Here is a 14,658-nt window from a genome sequence, read left to right as displayed (position 1 = left end):
AGATCAGATCCGACATTTTGACACATCAACCTGACCATAGATCACTCTTTTGGAGATGAGTAGTGCCATCGAGGCAGATTCCGAGCACATCTACATTGCTCGCATTCGAGGCGGCAGCGCGGCATGGAAGTTTCTCTCTCGCCGCGCGAGAACTCGTCGTCACGGAGGGGGCGGTAAGCAGGCAGGTCGCGCGGCTGGAGGCCTTCTTGCGCGTGCCTTTGTTCGCCCGCGGTGGCAACAGGGTTGAGCTGACCGCCCATGGGGCTCACTACGCGGAGGAGGTGGGGCGGTTGCTTGCCTCGTTGGAGCAGTCGACTCTCCAAGTCATGACGACCCCGTCTCGGAAACAGATGCTGGAGCTCGCCGTGATCGGCACGTTCGCGACCAAGTGGCTGATTCCTAGGCTCCCGTCGTTCACGCGCGCACATGCTGACATCGTGATCAATCTCAGCACTCGAAACGACCCGTTTGTGTTGGATGGAACCGCATTCGATGCCGCTATCGCATTCGCCCATCCGGCATGGGCTGGCAATGAGTCACGACACCTGTTCCGTAGCGCATTGATCCCGGTGTGTCGGCCGGACTTGGTCCTGCCGTCCCGCCGGCGCGACGGCACCGTGTTGTCCACGCTGCCGCTGCTGCATAAGACGGCAACGCCGGAGAGTTGGCCCGACTATGCGCGCGAGTTCGGGATCGACCTTCAGAACGCAACAGCAGGAGGCCGGTTCGAGCAATTCTCGATGCTGATTGAGGCGGCTCTCGCCGGGCTTGGCGTCGCGCTAGTGCCGTATCTCTACGTTGCCGATGGGATCAGATCCGGAGAACTCATTCCTCTTGGGCCGCCGGGACGTGACACAGGGAAAGACTTCATCTTTGTGACCGGAGCAACGACTCGCCAGCCGGACTTGCTCGGCGAGTTCTCCAACTGGCTGGTGAGAGAGGCGACCTCGGATGCGCCGCCGCTTGCCGCGGAGGACTCGATCAGTCCTCGTACGTGATCACGTATCCGTTCTTTGACCGGGCCACGCGGGCGAAGCCGCGCTCGTTCAGGTGCGCGCCGGCGACGAGCAGGTGTTCTGCACTCGCCATCTCGAGGGTCTTCAGCCGAGATGCTGCAGCGCCGACCGGGTCGTTGTCCAGGATCACCGAGGCCTCTGGCCGTGCCGCCTGGATCAGTGGGAAGTGGACTGTATCGCCCCAGAACAACATGCTTCGTGCCGGACCTCCGACGAGGTAGCCGGTGTGACCTGTCGTGTGCCCGTGCAGCGGGACCGCCTCGATGCCAGGCAACGCCTCGTTAGCGGTGAATGAGCGGAGTCGGTCCGCGTAGGCATCGAGCGCCCTGCGGGCGATTTGGAAGTTCCCGCGGGCGCGTTCGCTCGCGTGCGCGAGGTTCGCGTCGTCACGCCAGAAGGCGACCTCCCGATCGTCGATGACCAACTCGGCGTTCGGGAAGGTTGCGCGACCCGCGATGTCAGTGAGCCCGCCGATGTGATCAGGGTGCGCGTGGGTGAGCAGGATCGTGTCCACGTCCGAACGCTGCACCCCCGCTAGGGGCAGGCGCTCCTCCAGTTCGCCTCCCCACTGCTTGACGCCTCCGGCTCCGGCGTCCACGAGCGCGACATGACCGTTTCCGTGCAACAGGTAGCTGTTGATGTGCATCGGCGAGTGGTCATGCGATCCGCTTCGTCGGTGTAGCTCAGAGGCCTCGTCTTGATCGATGTTCACCAGCAGATCCAGGCTTGCGGTGAGATATCCGTCGCTGAGGGCGGTGATCGCGTAGTTGCCGATCGTGACGTGGGGGAAGGGATGCTCCGTCATCGTCGCTCACTTTCTGAACGTGCTAGTTGCGTGCGTGGATGTGCTGCTTGCCGAAGCTGAAGCAGCGGATGCGTGCGATGCGCCCGGTGTGCGTCGTAATCGCGTCATCGAGCTGCTGCATGAAGCGGTCCATAACCTCGGGGGTGCGGAACGGTTCCTCGCGGAACAGCACCTCAGCGAAGACGGGGTGCCCTCGGCCGCGGCGGACCGGGACGTAGATGATGTGGACGTTGTCGAGTGCTGCCCGCAGCGTGCCGGTGCAGAGGTCGGTGCACTGTGTCGTGAGGCTGTCCATCGAGTTTCCTGGGGGCATCGCCTCGATGTCGACGTACATCGTGATGTTCGGCATGGGCGGCTATGCCTCCGTCGTGCTCGCCGGGGCGGATTCCGAGGTGAGCCGCGGGGTCATGGGGAGATAGACGTGAACCGCGTCCGGGAGTTGTGAAAGGAAGGGGATGTCCGCGGCAGGGGCGCTCGCCAGCCAGCGGTGCTCCGGGTTCCTCTCCATCGCGACCGCGTGCATCGCCTGGGGCGTGAGCCCAAGCCGGGTCAGGACATCGGGGCCGGCCGAGGTGAGGAGGAGGATTTCGCCGGTCGTGACGTCCGGCGCCAGGTCGACTCCGTCATAGAGATTGCGATGCCAGTCGGTGATGTCGGGCTGCCAGCGCGCGAAGTTGCCGCCGCCCTTTTCGTGATACTCCTCGCCGTCGAGCACATCGAGACCGTCGATGGTGTGGATGGCGAGGTAGACGGGGCATCCCGCGCTAATCGCCTTGAACCGCTGCGACGTGTGGAAGCCCGAGACGGAGATGAGCGCGGGGAGCTTGCGGTAGGAGTAGAACTCGTTCCACTCGCCCTCGCGCGAGGGCTCCGCGAAACTGCACTCAACACTGTAGATCATCCGGTACTCCTGTCACTATGACCTTTAGTCAAAACTATAGGTCGGATATTGCCCATCTACACGTCTCCAGCATCGAGGCTATTGCACTTCAGTATTACCTATAGTCACTAGTGCAACGTCTGGTAGGCGACAGCCTAAGGTTCGCGCCGCGCTCCAAGTTCAAAGAGCCAGTCAGATGCGCAGGCATCTGAGCACAGCGATCGCTTGACGGGGCAGCACGCCGTTGCCGAGCGCGGTTAGCTGCTGCGAATGCGTGAGTTCGAGCTCAGGTCCGGTAACCCATCCGGATTCCAGGCCCATCAGCCACTCCACGAAGGCCGATGCGGGCCGCAGCCCTGCGCTCCCGTTCAGGATCGCTGGGCTGGGGCGGGTCGTCCGGTGATGCGTTCGCATCGGGCGATGGCTGGGGCGTAGCGTCCCCAGCGCCGAAGAACTCCTCGATCAGCGCGAACGTCGCTTCCGCGGAAGGCCGGCCGTTCCGGGTCACGAGGTCGATCACCTGATGACTCAGCGCGATCGTGCCGCGCCGGGCCTTGACCTGTGCCAGCGTCTCGCCTCCCCGTGCGGAATCCGAAGCTAGTGGTGTTCGGAACAGTGCGCCGGGCGAGAATGAAGTGGGGTTGACCCGCTTTGACGGACAGGGTCGGTGTGATGGTCAGGCGACGTGAGCCGTGAACTGGTGGACGGTCTCGTAGCTGGCGGGACTGAGGTAGCCGAGGGCGCTGTGGCGCCGGCGCAGGTTGTACCAGCTTTCGATGTATTCGAAGATCGCGCGGTGGGCGCCGGTCCGAGTCGGCCAGGCCCGGGTGTTGATCAGCTCGCGTTTGATGGTGGCGAAGAACGACTCGGCCAGGGCATTGTCCCAGCACTGGCCGGTGCGCCCGACCGACAGCGTCACCCCCAGCCGACTGGCCAGGCGGGCGTACTGAGCGCTGGCGTATTGACAGCCGCGGTCGGAGTGGAACACCACCCCGGCCGCGGGTCGGCGGCGGGTGACGGCGTTGGTCAGGGCCTTGGCGACCTGGCCGATCGAGCGGTCACCGCTGCGGCAGCATTCGACGATCTCGGCCTTGAACTCCGGGGTGAACGAGCGGCGCGGCCGGGGCGGCTTCTTTGCCATGCTCTCCATCATGGTGGACATCCTTTCGGGGTCATGCCCCTGATCTCGGATGTCCGTCAAAGCGGGTCAGGCCCAGATTTCCCTCAGCGTCACCTCGCTCGCCGCAATATCGGACAGCATCCAACACGCCTCGGTGACTGCCCGAGCCGGCTCCAGCACCAGACCGCACGCGGCGACCACCGGCTCGTCTGCCGGATCCGCGCCGCCGTACTGGCGCTCATGCTGCTCAAGTAGGGAGCGGGCCGTGCGGACGAAGGTCGCCGCCCGCGTCGCGGTCTTCGTCAACAGAAGCAACGGCGGACACTGGGCGAAGACGCCGCCCCAGGCCCGAGCCGCAGCGTAAGCCAGGTACCGCTCCACCTTCTGCCGCAACAGCGTCTGCGTCATCGAGGCCAGGTCCACCTCAATGAGCACCGCCGGACTTTCACCGCCGGCGAGCGCCAGCCGAACGACGGCGTCCGGGGTCAACCGATGCCGCCGGGACCAGGGACGGGTGCCGTCCCACCCCTGCCAGCCGGCCCGATCGGTCAACCGACTCTCCACGGTCACGCCGACGGACCCGCCGTACTCGACGAGCGAAAGCCAGACCTCGGTGATGGCGGCCGCGTGCGCCACGAACATCCCGGCCGGCTTGCCCTCAGCCGCCGCCGTGCCAGCGACCATCCGCGCGCCGGCCGGTCGCAGCCACCAGTGCCGGGGCGCCGACCCGCTCTCACGACCAGGCCGCACACAGTCCACCAGGCGCGCCTCACGCAGCCGCTCCAGCCGATACCGCACCGTCCGCTCAGGAGCGTCGGTCACGCGGGCCAGCTGGCCGGTGGTCATCACCCGATGCTGGTCCAGCAAGACCAGCAGCCGGTGGGACGGGCCATCGCCGGCCCGGAGCCGGGTCAGGAAGGCACGATCGGCCATCGTCACCACCGCCGCCCCGACGTCGACGCCCATGGGCTGCTTCCGGTGACACCATAGGTGTCAGTCGCCGGTCGGCCCGATCGTCGGAAACCGCCCACGAGCGGCACTGACAGCCCAGCCGGAGTTGCCGTTCGCGCCAGGATCAAACGGCAAACCACCCCGAGCCTGGTGACCCGAACCGCCGGGGCCGCTCCGACTCCGCAGGCTGTCTCGCCGGACACCTCTCTCACCGGCGACCGGCTGGTGACAGACACCGCGCCGCCGGAGAGATCCACGACGGTGGCCGACGGCGCCGACAGGACCGCCCGAGGCGGGGCGGCGAACCGCTGAAAGTCACACATCGGCGGCACTGCCCGCTGGCGTCGACACCGGCTTCCCATTGACAGGTGCAGACCGCGCATCCGCCTCGCCGGCGACGACGTGGAGGAGATGACCGAGCCGATCATTGCGGACTCGATGACCACCGGCTCGCAGCCCCGCCGCCAGGTTCCGTCGGTTCACCGGCGATCCCTGAGCGATCAAGCGGTCCCGGACCAGCCGCGCGGCAGCCTCCAAACCCGCCAGATCAGTCCCGGTCCGGGACCGGTCCACAGGCTGCGCGGTCCCGGCGGTCCCGTCGTGCCGATCGCCGTCCCGGTTCACCGGCTTCTGCCGGTCCGGTCCCGAACCGGTCCCAGCACCGGGGACCGGGTTGGCGGGACCAGATGGTCCCGGACCAGCGGTCCCATCCGGGGGAGTGCCGTTCATGGCGGTCCCCGCTGGAGCGGCATCCAGCAGTCCGGACAACAGCTTGATCGACACCAGCAGCGCCACCGCCGGCCGCCCGGCCACCAGTCGCCCGACCGGATCCGACCCGCCTACCGCCACGTTCGCCGCGACGCTCGCCGCCGTGCCGGCCGCCAGCGCCGCCCACGGCAGCCACCCCGGCCACGTCCCGGCCCGGCGATGCGCCAGCAACACCAGGGATGCCACGATCTCGATCCCGTCGACCGATACCGGGAATGCGTGCGCCCGCCACCCGACCTCGCCGTGCAGCCGCGCCAACTCCGCCATGTGTGAATAAGAGATAGCCCCGGCGACCCCGGCCAGCCCGATCACGGTCGCTCCGGCCGCGCGGACGATCGCCCGATTCGTCGCGCTCATCGGGCACCACCCGACCGGCGCCGACCAGCGACTTCACGAGTTACAGCAAGCGAAACGGCCGCCTCGATCACCAATGTTCGTGATCTCGACGACCGTGCCCATTTGTCTGGTGCCCCCGGCAGGATTCGAACCTGCGACACACGGTTTAGGAAACCGTTGCTCTATCCCCTGAGCTACGAGGGCGACGGGCACTAGGGTACCTGCCAGCGGCTGTCAGCGTGCGTCAGGGACGCTCACCGCCGATCAGCAGCGACGGCGCCGACCAGCGATCGCACACCGATCACATGGACCGTTGCGATCTTGGTCGGCGATCATGCGCGTGCATCGTCGCGCACTGGCGCGCACGGTAAAGCCGTCGGCCACACCGGCCACGAATGACCGGCGCCCTGACGTGAAAGCTCCCGGTGGCCCGGGGCTGATACGGCCACTGCGACGGACAACGAGACCGGAAGGATCGCGATGATCAGGAACGGCGTTCCTCGCATCCTCGTCATCGGCGGCGGCCATCTCGGCCTGTACGCGGCCGACCGTCTGCAGACCATAGCGCGGGGACAACATCCCCAGTGATCAAGTGGCACGCCAAGCCAGCGCGTCGTGGTAGCGCTCGACGTCACCGCACGCGGCGAGCAGCCTGTTGGTGTAAACATGGTGCCGCCAGATTCACCCCATCCGGGTGGCGCACGCTCACCGCTTCCGCAGTAAGCGTTGGTCGGGTGGCCACAGTCCCACGTTCGGGCGGCTGGCGTGTGCCCAGGCCAAGGGTGGGCGCGAAACGGCTGTGGGCAGCGGATCGGTTGAAGGGGTAGCCGGTGGGCGACTCGACCGCGGACTTCTTCGCCGAACTGGGCCGCCGCGGCCATGATCGCGTTTTGATCGGCCTCGACGGAACCCTGCGGTTCGACCTTGTCGGGTCGGACGGGACGGACCACTGGTTCCTCGTGATCTCCAACGGCGACGTGCGGGTGTCGCGCGAGTGCCGCGACGCCGACTGCGTCGTCCGCGTCGACCGGATGCTGTTCGACCAGATCATGACCGGCGAGGCGAATGCGCTGGCATCCTTCCTTGGGCACCGGCTCACGGTCGAGGGCCAGCTGCTCTTTTTTACTGCCGTCAAACAGACGTTTCCCGGGCCCCGCGCGGCCCGCCACCCACGATCACTCGCACCGGAGGGGCGGCGGCGGACATGAGCAACGGGCTGGTCAGAATCCTGGACGGCAACACGTTCGCGATCGGCGACCAATCCGGCGACATGGAGCCGTCGATGACGTTCCCGACCGGGCTGTTCTCGTTCGACACCCGGTATCTGTCGACCTGGCAGTTGACCATCAACGGCGAACCGCTGCGCCCACTGTCGGTCGACGACCTGAAGTACTACGAGGTGCGCTTCTTTCTCGTGCCGGGCGCGCCGTCACACTACATCGACGCCAAGATCTCGGTGATCCGCGAATGGCGCATCGCGCGCAGCCTGGAGGAGCAGCTGACCGTGCTCAACCACGACGTCGAGCCGATCGACGTGACGATCCGGATCGAGGCGGCCAGCGACTTCGCCGATCTGTTCGAGATCAAGGACGTCCAGCACAAGAAGGGGCGCCGCTACGCCCTCGTCGAAGACGACTGTCTGCGGCTGGGCTACCAGCGCGAGGCCTTCCGGCGCGAGACTCGAATCACCAGCACCAAGCCCGCGCGCGTCGACGAGCACAGGCTGACGTTCGAGGTCCGGATCAAACCGCACGGCACCTGGACCACGACCATGTGCGCGGCGATGCAGGGCCCCGACGGCCGCAGCATCCGCCACAGCCTGCAAGGTCAGGCACGTTCCCGGCTCGATGTCCGGCAGGCGATCGACGGGTGGCTCGAGCGGGTGCCCCGGCTGGAGTGCAGCGACGAGGCACTGGCGACGGCCTACCGGCAGAGCATAATGGACCGCTGCGCGCTGCGGTTCGAGCCGTTGAGCCTTAAAGGTCGCAGCATGCCGGCGGCAGGGCTGCCCTGGTTCATGACCATCTTCGGCCGGGACAGCATCTTGACCAGCCTCCAGGCCCTGCCGTTCTCCCCGGACCTCGCCGACACCACGCTGCGCATACTGGGCCTCGACCAGGGCCGACACCTCGACGACTTCCGCGACGAGGAGCCCGGCAAGATCCTGCACGAGCACCGGTACGGGGAGTCCGCCGCGTTCGAGGAGCAGCCACATTCGCCGTACTACGGCAGCGCCGACGCCACCCCGCTGTACATCGTGCTCGTTGACGAGTACGAGCGTTGGACCGGCGACGCCGCCCTGGTCCGCCTCCTCGAACCCTTCGCCCGCTCCGCGCTGGACTGGATCGACGAGTACGGCGACATCATGGGCGACGGCTACATCTGGTACCAGCGCCGAAACGAAAAGACCGGCCTGGAGAACCAGTGCTGGAAAGACTCCTGGGACTCCATCTCCTACCACGACGGCCGCCTCCCCAGCTTCCCCCGGGCCACCTGTGAGCTGCAGGGCTACGCCTACGACGCCAAGCGCCGCGGCGCCCGCCTGGCCCGCGAGTTCTGGAACGACCCCGCCTACGCCGACAAGCTCGAACAGCAGGCGGCCGACCTCAAGGAACGCTTCAACCGCGACTTCTGGATCGAAGACGGCGAGTACTACGCCCTCGCCCTCGATGCCGACGGCCAGCCGGTGGACGCCCTGTCGTCCAACATCGGACACCTGCTGTGGAGCGGCATCGTCCAGGCCGACCGGGCCGACAAGATCGCCGCCCACCTCACCGGATCCCGGCTGTTCTCCGGCTGGGGCGTACGCACCCTCGCCGAGGGTGAAGGGCGCTACAACCCCGTCGGCTACCACCTGGGCACGGTCTGGCCGTTCGACAACTCCTTCATCGCCTGGGGGCTGCGCCGTTACGGCTTCCGCAAGGAAGCCGCGCGCATCGCCAGGGCCATCCTCGACGCCGCGTACTACTTCCGAGGCCGCCTACCGGAGGCGTTCGCCGGCTACGACCGGCAACTGACCAAGTACCCCGTCGAGTACCCCACCGCCTGCAGCCCGCAGGCCTGGTCCACCGGCACCCCCATGCTGCTGCTGCGCACCATGCTCGGCATGGAACCGCACGGCGACCACCTCGTGGTCGACCCCGCCCTCCCCGAAGACATGGGCCGCATCGAACTCCTCGACATCCCCGGCCGATGGGGTGTCGCCGACGCGTTCGGCCGCTCCCGCTGATCCCCCGACGACGCGGTGGCGGTGGCCGCGGCGGTCGTGCACCCCGAACCCGACGTATGGGTCGTGAGCTGGGCTTCTTGTCTACTGGTTCTACGCGACACAAAGACAGCCAACTGATCTTCAACTACCGAGCACACGGGCGGCCGTCTGCGACCCCAAAATCGAGATCCTGAAACGAGAAACCGCAGGCCACAGGCCTGCGGTCACGATTGTCGCTGCTCATTAGGAAACCGTTGCTCTATCCCCTGAGCTACGAGGGCGACGGGCACTAGGGTACCTGCCAGCGGCGATCAGCGTGCGTCAGGGACGCGCACCGCCGATCAGCTGGCCATGAACTGCGGCATCACACACCCAGACCGAACCCGACCCTCCGGGTCTACCCGGCTCAACGATATCGACCAAGGTGAGCCGTGGCGTGGCGGACGTATTGAGGGAACGTCCGGCTTTCGGCGTACCGGCGGTTCAGTACAGGAAGACGTCACCACGGAACGCGGCGAGTCCGGCCGGCACGGCCCCGGGGTATCACCCACCGGGCCGGGTGAGGCGCGAGCCGACCGCGATCATGGCCCGGCACTTGGTTGCGCAACTGAAGCTCGGTCCACGAAGGTCGATAACTGTGATGATGTGAACCGGAACGCGGGGCACGCACCCTGTATCGGGAGTCACCCGGTGAAGGTCCACTGGGCCGCGGGCGATTGCATGCGCGGCGAATAACGCCCGGGATTGCCGGGTAGGCGTCCATCCGGCGGCCGGGCATAATATCGCCGATCCGCGACCGGCCGGTGAATCCACAGAGGGCAACCTGATCGCCGGTATGCGCTTGGGGGACGTAGATGACCACGCGGACAGTCCAGCCCCGGGTCGGGATCACCCCGAACATGTTCGGGATCTCCTTCGCGCTGGCCGGCCTGGCCGTCTGCTGGAGGTACGCGGCCATGCTGGGGCTGGCGCCCGCGTTGATGGCCGACGTCCTGTTCATCATCACCGCCGCCGTATGGCTGGTGCTCGTCGTTGGTTACCTCTCGCAGGTACCGCGCCGGCCTGGCGGCTGGCGGCGGGAGCTGGCCGATCCGGTGCTGGCACCGTTCGTGTCGCTGATCCCGATCGTCGGCATGCTCCTGGCGATCGGCCTGATGCCGCACGCCCCCGCCGCCGGCAGGTGGCTGTTCGCGGTCTTCGCCGTCGCCAGCACCGTCCTGGCCGGGTGGATCACCGGCCAGTGGATCGTCGAAGACCTCGACCTGGACCGGCTGCACTCCGGTTACGTCCTGCCCGCCGTCGCCGGCGGACTCATCGCCTCCATCGGCGCCGCCCTCGCCGGCTGGACCGCCGTCGCTCACGCGTTCATGGGCCTCGGCGTCCTGTCCTGGCTGCTCATCGGCTCCGTCATCATGGCCCGGCTGCTGTTCCGTCCCCGGCTGCCCGCGCCGCTGACGCCCACGTTGGCCATCGAGGTCGCACCGCCGGCCCTCGTCGGTCTCGCCTACCTGGCCATCTTCCATGGGAAGATCGACGCCATCGCCCTGGCTCTCGGCGGCTTCACCGCGCTCGCCGTCATCGTCCAGCTCCGGCTCATCCCCGTGTACCGCCGGCTGTCCTTCACCCCGGCGTTCTGGTCGTTCGGGTTCCCGTACGCCGCCGTCGCCACCTTCGCCCTGCACTGGATCAACTACGGCAGACCCGCCGGGTACAAGGTCTGGGCCTGGGTCGTGCTGCTCGCGATCACCGCCTTCATCGCCGCCCTCGCCGCCGAGACAACGGCCGCCCTCGCCCGCCGCAGATTCCTGCCACAACTCCAGTAGCCGCAAGCACCGCCATCACGGCATACGCGTCGCGAGTCATTCGCGTACCGGCGCCTCGACGTCCCGCGACACCCCGCTGGTGTTCTTTCCGCATGTGATGAGCAACCTCGACGACCGAGGCCTGGCGCTGATCGACGAGTTCGCCCGCGACGGCGAGGTCGTGCTATTCAACAACCCCGGCCTCGCCTCCTCTACCGGTTGCACCCCGATACCACCGAGGCGGCCGGCCACGACGCCGCGTCCTTCCTCGACGCGCCGGCTCGGCCAGCGACCGCGTTACGGCGCCAGGCAACCGTGCTCCGGTCAGGGGATTTGCGCGGGTTCGCCCTGGCCCCTGGGGTAGGTGTCGGATGCGGTTAGTCAACCTGGGCTTGCTGATCGTTCATCGTCGGGTTGCTGGCGTTGTGAACCGCACCGTGTGCAGCTCGGCCTGACACGAGATCCAGCGGTGGAAGGTCAATGAGATGACGAAAGCTGAGCAGGGCAAGGGCGCGGTGATCGTCACCGGCGCCAGCCGGGGTATTGGCGCCGCGATCGCCGAGAAGCTGGCCGAGGACGGGTACGGCGTGGTCGTCAACTACGCCGCGGACGCCGACGGAGCCGAGTCCGTCGTCTCCGCCATCCGCGGCCACGGTGGCCGGGCCGTCGCCATGCGCGCGGACGTGACGGCACCCGACGACGTCGCGGACCTGTTCGACCGGGCGCAACAGGAGATGGGGCCGCTGGCCGCGCTGGTCAACAATGCCGGGACGACCGGCGAGCAGGCCCGCATCGACGAACAGGACGCGGACAAGCTGGCCCGCCTGATGCAGATCAACGTCGTGGGCCCCATGGTCTGCGCCAAGCACGCCGTGCAGGCGATGTCCACCGCGCGCGGCGGCCACGGCGGCTCGATCGTCAACATCGCCTCGATCGGCGCCCAGGCGCCCCCCGGCATCTCGGGATTCGTGCCGTACGAGGCCGCCAAGGGCGCCGTGGTGTCGTTCAGCCGTGGCCTGTCCAACGAGGTCGCCCCTGAAGGGATCCGCGTCAACAGCGTCTCGCCGGGCGTCATCGACACGGACATGGCGGCGGCGACCCCAGGAGCGAACGAGGCCGCCACGAGCAGCCCACTCGGTCGCGCGGGCCGGCCCAACGAGATCGCCGAGGCGGTGTCGTGGCTGATCTCCCCGGCTGCGTCGTACGTCACCGGCACCGACATCACCGTCTCCGGCGGCCTTTGACCGACACGCACCGACCGCATCGAACGATGCCCGCGTTACCCTTTCGCGTCCCCAGCCGGAGACCGCTCGGTCACCTGGCCCGGCATACCCCGCGGTCGACACCGGATCGGTGCCCAGCAGCTGCTGCACGCGACGTCGGCGCCCCGCCGGGCCACCGGTGACCGGCGCCGGCGATCGTCACCAGCTCCACCACACCGCCGCAGAAAGGGGGCCGCGCTCGTCGACCAGGTCGGCCACGATGGTGAGCATGGTCGTGGGCCGCGCGGGCATCCGTCACGGGTGATACTGCGCAGCACTCTCTCGGCGTACCGCGCGGCACAGGTCGTCGTGGTCATCGGCGTGCTGATGGCGTCGCTGTTCGTCGCCTCGTACAGCATCGCGCTCGGCCGCCCGATGCCCAATCACATTCCGACCGCGGTCGTCGGCGACCGCAAACCGTACGCCGCCTTGATCAATACGCTCCAGCAGCAGGTGGACGGCGCACTCGAGTTCCACCCATACCCGTCCCGGGCTGCCCCCGAAGCCGCGATGAAACGGCAGACCATGAAGGCCGCGCTCATCCTGGGCCCGCAGCCTCCGCTTCTGCTCGTCTCCAGCGCCGCCAGCGCCCCGGTCGCCGGGGTGCTCACGGCCGCGGTGGAGCGGGTGGGGGAAGCGCTGGCGCCGCACGCGGCTGCTCCGCTGCACGCCGTCGACATCCGCCCGCTTCCCGACACCGACCCGCAGGGCCTGATCGGGTTCTACGTGACCTTCGCGGCGACGTTTCTCGGGTTCTCCATCATGTTCAATCTGCGGGCCCACGAGCCACGGATGTCGCCACGTTCCTGGCTGGCCTTCATCGCCGTACTAGGGATCGTCGGCGGGCTGGCGCTGACCGTGATCGCCGACCTGATGATCGGTGCGCTGCGCGGGCCGTTCCTTGAGATCTGGGCGGCGGCAGCGGCTCAGATCGTGGTGACCGCACTGTTCACCTCGACCATGATCGTCCTGCTCGGCCGCTGGGCGATCGTGCCCGCCTGGCTTTTGTTCACCGCGGTCGGCAACCCGTCGGCCGGCGGCGCCGTCTCGGCGCCCATCCTGCCGGCGGTGTACGCCTTTTTCGGCCACTACCTGCCGACCGGTGCGACCGTCGCGGTCATTCACAACGCCACGTACTTCCATGACGCACGGCACCCGGAGCCCATCGTGGTCCAGCTCCTCTGGCTTGTCGGCTCCCTCGCCGCTCTGCTGATCTCCATACGGGCCCTGCACTGGACGCCGGTGAGCGACTCAGACGACGTCGCCGACATCGCCGTACGGTGAGCCGCCCACCGGTCCGGTCGGTCGGTTCCGTCGCGATCGACGCTGTGGCAGCCGAGGTGGAGCAGCGCCGACGCTGTACGGATCTGGCTCATGATCCCGCGTCACCTGCTCGACCTCGGCCGCCACCAGCGACGTCACCGCGACCGACTTGCGGCCAGGGGCAGCCGAGGATCACGGTTACCGTGGGGCGTCGGCCGGCCAGGGGCCGACGAGTACCACATCGCCGTCCGTGTCCACCAGTCGGGCGGCTACGCCGAGATCACGGAGCCAGTCCGGTGCGGTGCGTCCGCGCGCCAGCGCTGCCATGCTGAGCGTCCTGGCGTAGGCGCATGTGAACGCGGCAACCGACACGGAGCGCCACATCGGTGTGGCCGACCGGCTGGTCCCCGGGCAGAGGGCGTAGGGCAACGGTCCTCCGCCGCCACGCCACCGCTGGCTTTCCGTACCGGAGGTGGCCAGCGCGGCGGAGGGCAGCCGGACCGGAAGGCTCCGACCACCGGGAACGGCCTTCATCAGGGTTCGCCAGCCGCCGTCCGGCGCTCGCCCGGCGGTGGCGATGTCACCACCGATGCCGACCAGTACTCCGATCTTGAAGCGCTTGGCGATCGACCACGCGCAGCGATCGGCGGTATGGGCCCTGGCCACGGCGCGCAGGTCCGGCAGCGCCTCGGCAGATGCAGTGATCTCTTGCCCGTTGCGTCGGATGCTTCGCCTGTCAGGCGCCAGCGGCTGCCACTCGTCGGTCCCGCCGCCGCGCGGCCACGCTCGGCGTGGTTCCCGCTCGTGCCCGTGCAGCACATCGCCGTCGCTACGCTGCGCCTCCCGCAGCGAAACCGCCACCAGTTCGGCGAGCAGGGCGCTCTCCCGCACCGGTCGGCCGCCGGCGTGTTCGAGTGTGCGCACTTCTGAACCTCGGCGGAACGGACTGCACGCCTCTTCGATCGCGGCGAGTTGCTCGACGACCAGTGCCTGGGCGTCGACGACTCGTTCCGGTGCGGTGACGATCACGTGCGCGGTCGCGTCCCACACCGGCCACTCGGCCGTGCCTGACCGGTCGGGAAGGAACTCCCGAGGAGGCACCTCGCTTACTCCTCTCCAGACGGGGTACGGAACCGTCCCGCGGGTCCGGTCCGAGGCGAATCCGGCTCGGGGCGCGGTCTTCTCCGCAAACATCAGCTTGTCCTTCAACGTCTCCAGTGGTTGTCACATCCGGCGGTTGCCGGTGT

General features: G+C 67.9%; 13 protein-coding genes, 1 tRNA gene and 1 pseudogene. 7 read left to right on the top strand and 8 right to left on the bottom strand.

Annotated features, from left to right (window positions below; translation table 11 throughout):
* Positions 1 to 62 precede the first annotated feature (62 nt).
* Positions 63 to 251 (top strand): annotated as a pseudogene (locus HC031_RS34765) (LysR family transcriptional regulator); the annotation flags it as partial.
* A gap of 75 nt (positions 252 to 326) precedes the next feature.
* Complete coding sequence (locus HC031_RS10000; protein ID WP_240942338.1) at positions 327 to 998, top strand: LysR substrate-binding domain-containing protein; 672 nt, start codon at positions 327 to 329, stop codon at positions 996 to 998.
* Here the strand turns inward: HC031_RS10000 and HC031_RS09995 are convergent.
* The 7 genes from HC031_RS09995 to HC031_RS09965 all read right to left on the bottom strand — a co-directional run bounded on the left by HC031_RS09995 (position 982) and on the right by HC031_RS09965 (position 6,080).
* Entirely contained in the window at positions 982 to 1,821 is an 840-nt protein-coding gene (locus HC031_RS09995) for an MBL fold metallo-hydrolase (protein WP_167924949.1), read from the bottom strand. The two genes, HC031_RS10000 and HC031_RS09995, sit on opposite strands and share 17 nt — an antisense overlap.
* Positions 1,822 to 1,843: 22 nt before the next feature.
* Entirely contained in the window at positions 1,844 to 2,170 is a 327-nt protein-coding gene (locus tag HC031_RS09990; protein ID WP_167924948.1) for a hypothetical protein, read from the bottom strand.
* A 6-nt stretch (positions 2,171 to 2,176) separates the two neighbouring features.
* Positions 2,177 to 2,722, bottom strand: coding sequence for a sugar ABC transporter (locus HC031_RS09985; RefSeq protein ID WP_167924947.1), 546 nt, complete (start codon positions 2,720 to 2,722; stop codon positions 2,177 to 2,179).
* Between the two features lie 655 nt (positions 2,723 to 3,377).
* Positions 3,378 to 3,842, bottom strand: a complete 465-nt coding sequence (locus HC031_RS09980) for an integrase core domain-containing protein (RefSeq protein WP_167924946.1) — start codon at positions 3,840 to 3,842, stop codon at positions 3,378 to 3,380.
* A gap of 66 nt (positions 3,843 to 3,908) precedes the next feature.
* Entirely contained in the window at positions 3,909 to 4,787 is an 879-nt protein-coding gene (locus HC031_RS09975; protein ID WP_167924945.1) for a replication-relaxation family protein, read from the bottom strand.
* A 300-nt stretch (positions 4,788 to 5,087) separates the two neighbouring features.
* Complete coding sequence (locus HC031_RS09970) at positions 5,088 to 5,897, bottom strand: DUF2637 domain-containing protein (RefSeq protein ID WP_167924944.1); 810 nt, start codon at positions 5,895 to 5,897, stop codon at positions 5,088 to 5,090.
* A gap of 107 nt (positions 5,898 to 6,004) precedes the next feature.
* Positions 6,005 to 6,080: transfer RNA gene (locus tag HC031_RS09965), tRNA-Arg, on the bottom strand.
* A 626-nt stretch (positions 6,081 to 6,706) separates the two neighbouring features.
* On the opposite strand from HC031_RS09965, the gene HC031_RS09960 reads away from it, so the two are divergent.
* The 5 genes from HC031_RS09960 to HC031_RS09940 all read left to right on the top strand — a co-directional run bounded on the left by HC031_RS09960 (position 6,707) and on the right by HC031_RS09940 (position 13,432).
* Positions 6,707 to 7,084, top strand: a complete 378-nt coding sequence (locus tag HC031_RS09960; protein ID WP_167924943.1) for an SCP2 sterol-binding domain-containing protein — start codon at positions 6,707 to 6,709, stop codon at positions 7,082 to 7,084.
* The gene (locus HC031_RS09955; protein ID WP_167924942.1) at positions 7,081 to 9,105 is read left to right on the top strand and encodes an amylo-alpha-1,6-glucosidase; all 2,025 of its coding nucleotides are present in this window, start codon (positions 7,081 to 7,083) and stop codon (positions 9,103 to 9,105) included. Before HC031_RS09960 ends, HC031_RS09955 begins: the two co-directional genes overlap by 4 nt.
* 833 nt (positions 9,106 to 9,938) lie before the next feature.
* Complete coding sequence (locus HC031_RS09950) at positions 9,939 to 10,907, top strand: SLAC1 family transporter (RefSeq protein WP_167924941.1); 969 nt, start codon at positions 9,939 to 9,941, stop codon at positions 10,905 to 10,907.
* A gap of 464 nt (positions 10,908 to 11,371) precedes the next feature.
* Positions 11,372 to 12,130, top strand: coding sequence for an SDR family NAD(P)-dependent oxidoreductase (locus HC031_RS09945; protein WP_167924940.1), 759 nt, complete (start codon positions 11,372 to 11,374; stop codon positions 12,128 to 12,130).
* A gap of 279 nt (positions 12,131 to 12,409) precedes the next feature.
* Positions 12,410 to 13,432, top strand: coding sequence for a DUF3533 domain-containing protein (locus tag HC031_RS09940; RefSeq protein WP_167924939.1), 1,023 nt, complete (start codon positions 12,410 to 12,412; stop codon positions 13,430 to 13,432).
* A gap of 177 nt (positions 13,433 to 13,609) precedes the next feature.
* Here HC031_RS09940 and HC031_RS09935 read toward each other — a convergent pair whose 3' ends face one another.
* Positions 13,610 to 14,512, bottom strand: coding sequence for an FAD:protein FMN transferase (locus HC031_RS09935; RefSeq protein WP_167924938.1), 903 nt, complete (start codon positions 14,510 to 14,512; stop codon positions 13,610 to 13,612).
* Positions 14,513 to 14,658 lie beyond the last annotated feature (146 nt).

Source organism: Planosporangium thailandense, from assembly GCF_011947195.1.
Lineage (GTDB): Bacteria > Actinomycetota > Actinomycetes > Mycobacteriales > Micromonosporaceae > Planosporangium > Planosporangium thailandense.
The sequence above is the reverse complement of the archived record's forward strand: the minus strand, read 5'-3'. Positions and strand labels throughout refer to the sequence as shown.